The 9,552-nt window shown below is 43.2% G+C and carries 13 protein-coding genes and 1 pseudogene; 7 read left to right on the plus strand and 7 right to left on the minus strand.

Going from position 1 to position 9,552, the window contains the following annotated elements:
• Positions 1 to 318: pseudogene (locus tag AB4Z33_RS29405) on the plus strand (sensor histidine kinase); the annotation flags it as partial.
• Positions 315 to 965, plus strand: coding sequence for a response regulator (locus AB4Z33_RS29410; RefSeq protein ID WP_442053318.1), 651 nt, complete (start codon positions 315 to 317; stop codon positions 963 to 965). The pseudogene AB4Z33_RS29405 and the gene AB4Z33_RS29410, both read left to right, overlap by 4 nt.
• Positions 966 to 1,015: 50 nt before the next feature.
• Here the strand turns inward: AB4Z33_RS29410 and AB4Z33_RS29415 are convergent, their stop codons facing one another.
• From AB4Z33_RS29415 to AB4Z33_RS29435, 5 genes are all read right to left on the minus strand, one after another.
• Positions 1,016 to 1,378, minus strand: a complete 363-nt coding sequence (locus AB4Z33_RS29415; RefSeq protein WP_442053307.1) for a c-type cytochrome — start codon at positions 1,376 to 1,378, stop codon at positions 1,016 to 1,018.
• A 21-nt stretch (positions 1,379 to 1,399) separates the two neighbouring features.
• Positions 1,400 to 1,858: a winged helix-turn-helix domain-containing protein gene (locus AB4Z33_RS29420; RefSeq protein WP_442053308.1), complete on the minus strand. Its 459-nt coding sequence runs from the start codon at positions 1,856 to 1,858 to the stop codon at positions 1,400 to 1,402.
• Positions 1,824 to 2,564: a response regulator transcription factor gene (locus AB4Z33_RS29425; protein ID WP_442053309.1), complete on the minus strand. Its 741-nt coding sequence runs from the start codon at positions 2,562 to 2,564 to the stop codon at positions 1,824 to 1,826. The genes AB4Z33_RS29420 and AB4Z33_RS29425 overlap by 35 nt, the downstream gene beginning before the upstream one ends.
• A 190-nt stretch (positions 2,565 to 2,754) precedes the next feature.
• Positions 2,755 to 3,375, minus strand: a complete 621-nt coding sequence (locus AB4Z33_RS29430; RefSeq protein ID WP_442053310.1) for an SCO family protein — start codon at positions 3,373 to 3,375, stop codon at positions 2,755 to 2,757.
• Positions 3,372 to 3,524: a hypothetical protein gene (locus tag AB4Z33_RS29435; RefSeq protein WP_442053311.1), complete on the minus strand. Its 153-nt coding sequence runs from the start codon at positions 3,522 to 3,524 to the stop codon at positions 3,372 to 3,374. The genes AB4Z33_RS29430 and AB4Z33_RS29435 overlap by 4 nt, the downstream gene beginning before the upstream one ends.
• A gap of 223 nt (positions 3,525 to 3,747) precedes the next feature.
• On the opposite strand from AB4Z33_RS29435, the gene AB4Z33_RS29440 reads away from it, so the two are divergent.
• Genes AB4Z33_RS29440 through AB4Z33_RS29460 form a run of 5 tightly spaced genes read left to right on the plus strand, consistent with a single transcriptional unit; the run spans position 3,748 to position 7,549 of the window.
• Positions 3,748 to 4,101 carry a hypothetical protein gene (locus tag AB4Z33_RS29440; protein ID WP_442053312.1) on the plus strand — a complete coding sequence of 118 codons (354 nt, stop codon included), beginning with the start codon at positions 3,748 to 3,750 and terminating at the stop codon, positions 4,099 to 4,101.
• Positions 4,098 to 5,435, plus strand: coding sequence for a right-handed parallel beta-helix repeat-containing protein (locus AB4Z33_RS29445; RefSeq protein WP_442053313.1), 1,338 nt, complete (start codon positions 4,098 to 4,100; stop codon positions 5,433 to 5,435). The genes AB4Z33_RS29440 and AB4Z33_RS29445 overlap by 4 nt, the downstream gene beginning before the upstream one ends.
• Complete coding sequence (locus tag AB4Z33_RS29450) at positions 5,432 to 6,001, plus strand: nitrous oxide reductase accessory protein NosL (protein WP_442053314.1); 570 nt, start codon at positions 5,432 to 5,434, stop codon at positions 5,999 to 6,001. Before AB4Z33_RS29445 ends, AB4Z33_RS29450 begins: the two co-directional genes overlap by 4 nt.
• On the plus strand, positions 5,998 to 6,819 hold the full coding sequence (locus AB4Z33_RS29455; protein ID WP_442053315.1) for an ABC transporter permease: 822 nt from the start codon (positions 5,998 to 6,000) through the stop codon (positions 6,817 to 6,819). The genes AB4Z33_RS29450 and AB4Z33_RS29455 overlap by 4 nt, the downstream gene beginning before the upstream one ends.
• Complete coding sequence (locus AB4Z33_RS29460; RefSeq protein WP_442053316.1) at positions 6,812 to 7,549, plus strand: ABC transporter ATP-binding protein; 738 nt, start codon at positions 6,812 to 6,814, stop codon at positions 7,547 to 7,549. Before AB4Z33_RS29455 ends, AB4Z33_RS29460 begins: the two co-directional genes overlap by 8 nt.
• Positions 7,550 to 7,605: 56 nt before the next feature.
• On the opposite strand, the gene AB4Z33_RS29465 is transcribed toward AB4Z33_RS29460, so the two are convergent.
• Together AB4Z33_RS29465 and AB4Z33_RS29470 are read right to left on the minus strand one after the other, a co-directional pair.
• Complete coding sequence (locus tag AB4Z33_RS29465; protein ID WP_442053317.1) at positions 7,606 to 8,094, minus strand: FixH family protein; 489 nt, start codon at positions 8,092 to 8,094, stop codon at positions 7,606 to 7,608.
• A gap of 18 nt (positions 8,095 to 8,112) precedes the next feature.
• Entirely contained in the window at positions 8,113 to 9,528 is a 1,416-nt protein-coding gene (locus AB4Z33_RS29470; RefSeq protein WP_442053319.1) for a PepSY-associated TM helix domain-containing protein, read from the minus strand.
• Positions 9,529 to 9,552 lie beyond the last annotated feature (24 nt).

The raw sequence follows: 9,552 nt of genomic DNA on the forward strand, positions 1-9,552 counted from the left end.
GATCTGTCCATTAAGGAGAAGATTGGCTTATATGAATTTCTGAGAGAAGGGCTGCACAACATTCGGAAGCATGCTTTTGAGGCAAATCACATTCGCATTCGATTAGAATCTGTTGAATCCGGCTGGAGATGCTTTATTTCAGATAACGGACAAGGTTTTAGCGGCAATCCTTTATTAAAGGAAGGCAGTTATGGTTTGAAGTTTTTAAAACAACGAACATTGGAGCTCGGTTGGGAAATGGATTTGCGAAGAGATTCCGGCCGTACCACGCTTGAGGTTAGGCATAGAAAGCAGGTGGATCCGAAATGGCAAATATGACAACTCAATCTGTACGAGTACTGATCGTAGACGATCATCCTCATGCACGAGAAGGAATGAAAGCAATTCTTAGCCAGGATAGCTTGTTTGAGGTTGTAGGAGAAGCGCAAAACGGCGAAGAGGCTATTGATTGGACAGAGCAAGTCATGCCAGACATGATTTTAATGGACATCAATATGCAAAGGATGGGTGGGCTCGATGCAACGAAGGAAATAAAGGCGAAGTTCCCTTATGTAAAGATTGTAATGGTCACCGTATCTGATAATATAAGCCATCTGTTCGAAGCGCTAAAAAAAGGGGCTCAAGGTTACTTGCTTAAAAACTTAAAGCCCGACTCTTGGTTGGAATATTTAAGAGCTATTGCCTTTGATGAAGCTCCCATGTCTCAAGAGCTTGCTCACCGTTTGTTAAACGAATTCGCACATGGCGAGAGGCCGATGGAGGAAGAATCTCCTCTAACCCCTAGGGAACGAGAGATATTATCCTGTGTATCGAAAGGATTGATGAACAGGGATATCGCTACACAATTAATCATATCGGAACATACCGTCAAAAATCATTTGAAAAATATATTACAAAAGCTGCATTTGGAAAATCGCGTTCAGCTAGCTCGATATGCTTATGAACGCGGTCTTAATCACATGTAAACGAGAACAGCGAGATCTTTTTCATGAAAAAGATCTCGCTGTTCTTCTTTTCACTTAAAGGTACCAAGCCAATTGGCAAGATTCACAATCTCATCATCCGTAAGCCGATCCTTGTAACCCGGCATGCCACCTCCGCCATTTACGATTTGTTTATATATTTTTTCTCTGCCCAATGTCGTTCCCACCTGATTAAGTGCAGGTCCCATCCTACCTTGGTATTCGTCACCGTGACAACCCATACAGTTGCTTTTATAGATCGATTCCGCATTTGCAATATCAACTGGAATATCCGGAATAGTAATGTTATGGTCTACATCGGAAACTTTTTCTTTTGGCGGAAGATTGAATAGGAGCAGAAAAACCCCAAGCAACGCTGAAAATCCAACCATAATCGCCATGATCCATTTTTTCATTATAAATCCTCCTTGTTATATTTATTGATATTCCGAATAGGGAGCCAGTAAGCAATAACCTGAACCCCTTATGGTCTTTATAAGAGCAAAGGAGTGAGCCTTYTTTGTCTGAATCTTATTACGAATCCGCTTAATATAAGCATCTACGGTACGTTCGTAATGGATGGTACGATCGCTCCAGACTTGTTCAAGCAGCTCCTTACGACTAAGAAATTGATTCATGTGGCGATGCATATAGCTAAACAAACTAAACTCCCTGCGAGTAAGCTGTATGATATGGATGCCAAACTGAAGCTGCCGCACGGCTGAGTTGATAATAATGGGATTCTTCTCATCCGTGTACGAGCTTTTAGTGGACATGGAAAAATAAGACTGAGGGGATTTTCGTCTCATTATCGCACGCATTCTACAAATAAACCCTTTCACCAGAAAGTCATAGCTGCAGTCAAACAAGTGCCAGATCCAGCTCACTATTGTCATCTCTAAACAAGTAACCAACACCCCAAACCGTTTTGATCATATTTCCCACTTCGGGGGATACATGTACAAGTTTCTCACGAAGCCTTTTGATATGCGTATCTATCGTACGGTAATCATTCGCTTTTGTTTGTCTCCATACGGCCTCGAGGAGCTGTGATCTTGAATGAACGACACCTTCGTGCAGCACCATATAGTAGAGCAGATCAAATTCTTTGAGAGCCAAGTATACCTCGCATCCTTCAACTAGAATACGATGCGCAGTTGGATCTATGAGCAGTCTCTTTAAATGCAACGGAATGTTAGCATTACGATTCTTTAGTAGTTCGTCTTGTTTGGATGAGCGCTTAATAATTGCTTTAGATCGACAAAGAAGCTCTTCGTAAAACAAAGGCTTTTCCATGCAGTCATCAGCACCGGCTTCGAAAGCGGCCAGACGTTGAGACTCTGAGCCGAGGTCTGTGAATAACAATATTGGTGTTTTCACTTTTTTTCGTAATGTGATGCAAAGCTGAATATTCGTGTAACTTGACGTTAAGCGGTCAATCACGATCAGCTTGTAATGGTTGTGGTGGGTTTTAAGTAAAGTTTGTCGTACGTCTGGCGTTATGTCGGTTAAATAGCCTTCATTTTGATATAACGATTTTAATTGTTTTTGCGTTTGTTTTTCTGAACTGACAATCAGAATCACGCTTTTGTCTGGCCTCATCGATTCTAACCTCCTTAACCGTTTATAAGACTCATTATCACCTCTAACAATAAGATGCAAAATGACTCAAAGTGGCTAAATGTATTGTTAATTGTAACGATCCCATGAACATACACTTCACGGATTACTGAAATCACAAAAGGGCCTCCCTAAAGTCGAGATGACTCATTGGGAAGCCCTAATTAAAGATTCATTTCTTTTCATTTTCCTTTAGAAGAGTGTGAATATCCTTCAAAATTACTGAGTTATCCATGTCGTCGCCCATACGGAAGACTTTTCTAATTTGCTGATCAGCATCAACAAGCATGAGAGAGGTGACCGTATGAACAAATTGATTGTCATCGAACTTCTGAATCGCGACACCGAATTCCTTGGCTTTCTCGATCGTATAGGTTTCGTCTCCTCGCAGCAGTTTCCAACCCGATTGATCGATTCCCATTCGATCAGCGTAGGTRCTTAGAACTTCTGGCGTGTCTCTATTCGGATCAAATGTAATGGCAGCGAATTGCACCTTGTTTCCGAAAAGATTTTGCTTCATTAGTTCGTCCTGAAGCAGCACCATATTGTACGTCRTGACCGGACATATATCAGGGCAGCTTGTGAATATAAACTCGATTAGCATAACCTTTCCACGTTGCTCCTTCATCACAAACTGGGAACCATCAATATTTTGCAAAGTGAAATCAGGTGCAGCTCTCACAATCGGCAGTTTACTATCGTTGTTTAGAAAGGAATAACACAAGTATGCCGCTAAGGCTARGATTAGAATAATTACAGCGATTAAATACGGACTTATTTTATTGCGACTCATGAAAGTGATTCCTCTTGTCCTTTCCGTTTAACAGCTTCTGCAATTTTCTCTTGAAGTTCGTTATCTTCTTGTACTAGCTTTACTCCGTGTATCATAACGTAGGCGCCTCCGCCTAAAAACAAGCCGCCTAAAATAAACCAAAACAACATCTCATTTTCTCCTCTCACTATCCATATAGGTATTTCTTTCATTATAAAAGGTAATCGTAATGAACATTAATGGCTCGTTCGAGTTATTTTTTGCAGTAAGTATGTTAAATGGTGCAGTATAGCTCTTTTGAGTCATTCGGTAGAAAGAGTGCTTTTGCTAAAATAAAAAAGAAGTTAAATGAGAGTAGGTGAATTAATGCGTAAAATGATAATAGCTCTAATCATGCTGAGTTTGTTTGTCGCTGTAATGTCGGCATGTTCGAATTCTCCGCCAGGACCGATAGATCCGGCCGAAATCGAGGCCGTATTGACGACGAACCCCGAAGCGCCGCTGGCTGCAAAGCCAGTAGAGCTAGTCGCAAGCTTTCCAGGAGCAAATTTATCCAAATCGACATCTGGTTTGACGTTTGAAATTCGCGTGAACGAGAAAGCCGAGTTGCTTGAGGCAAATAATGCAGGACAAGATGAGTTCAGCAGCAGCTTCACGTTTCCGAAGGCGGGGACTTATGACGTGTATCTGCATCTGTATACCGAAGATGTACATCTGACGAAAAAGAAGCAGGTAGTCGTGCAATGAAAACGTTGAACAAAGTAATAATTATATTGGTATGTGCATTAATTTCGATCTTAATGGGGGGAAGCTCCATTAAGGCCGATGGATCAACGAAGTCCTTGCAAGAGCTCATTAATGAAGCACATACAGGTGACACGATTGTCATACCGGTAGGAAATTATAACGGCCCGATAATCATCGATAAATCGCTAAAGCTGGAGAATAGGTCAGAAGCCGAAGTGATTATTAGGAATACAACCTCCAAACCCGCTGTTCAAATCACGGCTGACAACGTTTCTTTAGTTGGATTGACGATCATTGACGAAACGGTTAGCAAGCAGTCTGCCATTCTTGTTCAAGGCAACGGAGTGTTGCTGGACCAATTGCAAATTCGTACCGGCTCATTCGGCATTAAGATGAGAAAGGCTAACAACGGAGAGGTACGAAACACCAGCATCGTGTGGATCGGGAGGATTGCAGATCGACCGGTTAAGCTCTCCGATAAAGGTAATGGCATTGATTTGTATGAATCGAACGGCAATCGTTTTATTGGAAATTCCATTACGGCGATGCACGATGGTATTTATATGGAGAATAGCGATGAGAATGTTATAGAATCTAATACATTTGAACTTCTGCGTTATGGAGTCCATTGCATGTATACCAAAGGGACGATCATTCGCAATAATATCKGTATGTTGAACATTACYGGAGCAATGATTATGGCCGTTCGCGATGTCGAAGTGACTGACAATCAATTTACCAAACAAAACGAGAATGTGAATTCGCAAGGCATCCTTTTGTTCGACGCTCATCAAACGGTTATTAGAAACAATCATGTTGAAGGAAACCGGGTTGGCTTATACGTGGAACAATCCACTCAAAACAAGATTGAGGGCAATTCCGTAATAGGTAATTTCATTGGTATTCAAATGCTTGAAGCCGATAAGAACGATTTGACTGGCAATCAATTCGTAGGCAATGTTGCAAATGCCGAAGCCAAAAATAGTGTGGACAATGTTGTGGCAGGAAACTATTGGGATTCATTTCAAGGAATTGATGCAGATGGAGACGGTAATAGCGATATTAAATATGCGATCAATCCTTTTTTCCAAAGTCTAATTAAAGCACGACCGGGCTTTCAACTCTTCTTCCAATCCCCTGGAATGGTGTTTCTAGAGAGTCTTTATCAGTCGGAAAGCAAAGTTTGGACTACGGACGAATCCCCGTTAATGGAGCCATCTCAAGAGCTACGCTTTATTGCGCCGTCACTTACTCTTGTGCATACGGCTTGGATTGGAGCCATATTGCTATGTTTAGCTATATATTTCATATACCTGGGGGTAAGAAGAAAATGAATGCAAAAAAGATTAGCGTATTTTTCTTGATGATTGTTGGCTTATTGCTAGTAAGTGCATGCGGTACCAAGGAATACAAACCGCAAGCGATCAACGAAGAAACGGATAAATGCGTCATATGCAATATGTCTGTTAAAGATGATCCCTATGCCACACAAATTATTACAAAAGACGGACAATCGTTGAAATTCGATGATATTGGCTGTATGAACGAGTGGAAGGTCAATAACGGTACGGAGACGGTCGGGGCTGAGTTTGTCCGAGATCACAATACCGGTGATTGGATCAAGTATGATAAAGCCTATTACGCATACGATCCTTCATACGTCACACCGATGGCATACGGAGTCATTGCTTTCGAAGATGAAGCAACTGCCCAAGCTTATATTGCCGAACAAGGAATGGGAAAATTGATGAGTTCTACCGAACTGGCCAATCATTCATGGGAAGTAAATCGTGAGATGATGGACATGGAAAACATGGAGATGCATAACGAAAGAGAGCACTTGGATGAAACAAAGGAACACATGGAGATGGATAATGAAGCTGAAGGATCACACTCGTGATTCAGACGGTGCATATTGCGATTAGAGAAGTGAAGCTTGGATTTCGAAATCCATGGGCATATTCCTTCATGGGACTGTTTGCTCTGTTTATGCTGTGTTTGCTGCTCATTAATGCACAAGGTTATGTGCAGGGCTACTCAGGGATTACCGGAACGATACTTAATTTGATTCTATATTTATTGCCTTTGATGTCACTTTTATTGGGTTCATTCTCGTTAACGGCAGAGAAGGAAGAAGGCAGTTGGGAGCTATTATCTGTATATCCGCTGAGCACCTGGTCTTTTATTGTTGGTAAATACGCGGGGCTCGCGGTCGTTCTTCTTGTTATCGTTTTATTCGGTTTTGGCATTGCTGGCTTACTTGGTTTTGTTGCAGGGTCAGGTTTTGATTCTAAAACTTATTTACTGTTGCTTGTCTTTTCAATTAGTGTTGCTTTTCTATTTCTCGCCATTTCTTTACTGGTAGGCACACTGGCCAAAAATCGTTGGCAAGCTTTAACGATCGGCGTTGCGATATGGTTTTTCGCCATCATCGGTTGGCCGCCGTTACTAATTGCCGCTTTGGGCTTTATGCCGTACATGTTCATTGAACCGGCAGTGACGTTCCTTACTTTTCTGAATCCAGCTGAGCTATCGCGTTTATTTACAGTCATCAAATTAGGCGGAGGCTCTATTCTTGGGCCTGAATATTACGACTGGATCAAATGGGTCAAACAGCCTTCTGGCACTCTTGGCTTCCTAGGAGTGGCCGTATTATGGATTGGGTGCGTGATCGGTATTTCACAATTCATATGGGAGAGGAGACGTTCGCGTGCCTGAACCTATCGTGAAACTTGAAGACGTGAAAAAAGTATTGAAAAAGCAAGTTGTAATCGAAAATCTGCACTTGCATGTTAATCAAGGACAGATCTTAGCCCTTTGCGGAGGTAACGGAGCAGGCAAGAGTACCATTCTAAGGATGATTGCCGGCATAGCTCAGCCTGACAACGGTAGTATTACCGTAGGCGGAGTACGCTGGAAGGATAACCGAAAGAAATACGCAAACATGATCGGTTATATGCCAGATGACTTTCGTTTTGGCCAAGGCTTGACCGTATACGAGACACTTGCTTTCTGGGCAGCGCTTCGTGGTATTCCCAAGTCTAGAGTAGGGGAGGTCATCAAGGAGGTCGGACTGGAGGATACGGGGAAGAAGTCCGTTTCTTCCTTCTCCAAAGGGATGCGGCAGCGTGTATTGTTCGCACAAGCTTTGCTGGCTCGACCCCCGATCGTCTTAATGGATGAACCGACAAACGGTTTAGATCCCTATTGGATAGAAACATTTGTACGGATGGTGAAGGACCTATCGGCGAATGGTCAGACTGTTCTATTCTCTACCCATCAGCTTCAGGTTGCCGAAGCACTTGCTGATCGAATTGCTTTGCTAAGAGGCGGAAAGATAGAGCTTGAAGGCTCAGGCCCTGATATTCGCGAACAGCTAGGCGCAAACGGCCTCCAGGCTGCTTTCGCTGAGTGGTTTGGATTAACAGGAAAGCTCAACGGGTTCTAAAAGATAAAAAATAGATCCCTCGGCCACCAAGGCCKAGGGATCTATTTGTCTGTCCATTAATGATGACCGACTGCGGGGGCAGCAGGGGTTCCGGATCGTTGTGCTTCTTCCAGCACTGCAAGCTGCTCTATGGCATGAGCGCCAATAGCAAAACGCTTGGCAGGCATGACTTGTTCGTTAGCAGAGTTGATACGAGATTGAACAACATATAGCCCTTCTTCGTTTAAAGTATGGGTAACGCTATACACGCCGGGGGACTCTTCTTTCGCTGCAATCGTAATAGCAGACTCCTTATTGCCTTCTAGCCAAATGACAAACTCGGCTTTCTCCGCATTCTGAACCGGCTTGCTGCTCTTGGTAACCTCTACAGAAAATAAGCTTGGTTTTCCAAGTATCCATTCATCAGGCACATGCAGATCAACAGTAAGATGAGGGGGGAGACCGCTCTCATCCGTTGCAGTAGTTTTGACCGTGCATCCGCAGAACAGAAGGATGAGCATTAGCAGCCATAACCATTTAACCAGACGATGTAGGTTCATATTCATAAGTTTGTTCTCCTATCGTTAGACCGAGAACCAGTGCCGAAGCGACTTTATTCTGCGGAGGATGAATAGATCGAGAATGAGTACGAAAAGGATAGACAGGCCAACTAACGGCATTACGGCACCGCATATAAGCATAATAATGAGGACACCAATCGTTACTTTATTACTTTTTGGCTTAGCTGGTGCTCCTAACTTTCCTTCTGGTCTGCGCTTACGCCACATTACGTAAGAACTAAGTGCTACTAGAATTAATCCTAAGCAAGCAACTAAACCGATTAATTGATTTGCCAGTCCGAATAACGTGCCTTCATGGAACGCTATTCCGTAAGATATGGCTTTGGCCATGATCCCATAGTCGGCAAAGCGCACATCCGTTAATTTTGCACCACTGTACTGATCGATGTGCAAGGTTGCATTGTAATACGGATTCGGCTGGGATGTGGAAATAGTATATACGCCCGTTTGTCCAGCGGGCACACTTATCGTGTAAGGCTTATGAATGTTTTCGCGCGTTGCGATTTGTTCAACTTCATTAATACTTAGCGGGACATAGCTGCCCGCCATAGAGGCTGGAACGGGTATGCTTTCGGCTGCCCATGGAATATCCTCAGCAATGTCTTTAGCAACGGTAACCGATTCCGGTTTAGCGCTGAAGCTATAAGCGAAGGGAGGCGTATTCGTGTTTGTCGAGTTTGCCAGTTTATCGATTTGACCACCCATGATCCCTGACCAGGGCAATCCTCCCGCAATAATCACGAGCAGTACAATCGATATCCAAAATGCAGGAACGGCATGAAGATCACGCCAAAACAGGCGGCTTCCCGGCTTACTTAGTCTGGGAAGAATAGTCCCCCATATAGAAGCTTTGTGGCGAGGCCACCAAAGGTATAGACCCGTTAACAATAAAATGATTGCCCAACATGCAGCAAGCTCTACGAGCCGATTGGCAATTGTTCCACCAACGACGAGCTCGCTATGCATCTTCTTGAAGAAAGCGGTGAAAGTCTTATCGCTGTTCATCATGCCTAGAACGTGACCGCTATAGGGATCCACATACATAGTCGTAGCTGTACCGTTGCGACTAGCCGATAACTGGTAACTTGATTTAGGAGTATCGCCTATCGTTACAGAGTATATGGAAGTACCTGGATAAGCTTTTACGGTCTTTTCAATGATGCTCTCAGGCGCCAGTTTCGATGCTCCGACCTCTTGAACGGTTAGCATATCCTTGTACAAAAAACCTTCAATTTGCGGTTTAAATAGATAGACAGATCCGCTGAAAGCTAAAATGATTAAAAATGGCGCGAAAATGATTCCTGCATAAAAATGCCATCTCCATACCGATTGGTAAATGGCCTGTCGCAGCCTAGACGATGTTGTCTTTTTCAGTTCGGTCTCAGTTGGATTTGTGTTTCCAATCGGAATAGCACTCATAACAATACCCCGTTCCCATATATG

Origin of the sequence: Paenibacillus sp. 2TAB19, from assembly GCF_052115185.1 — a bacterium.
Lineage (GTDB): Bacteria > Bacillota > Bacilli > Paenibacillales > Paenibacillaceae > Pristimantibacillus.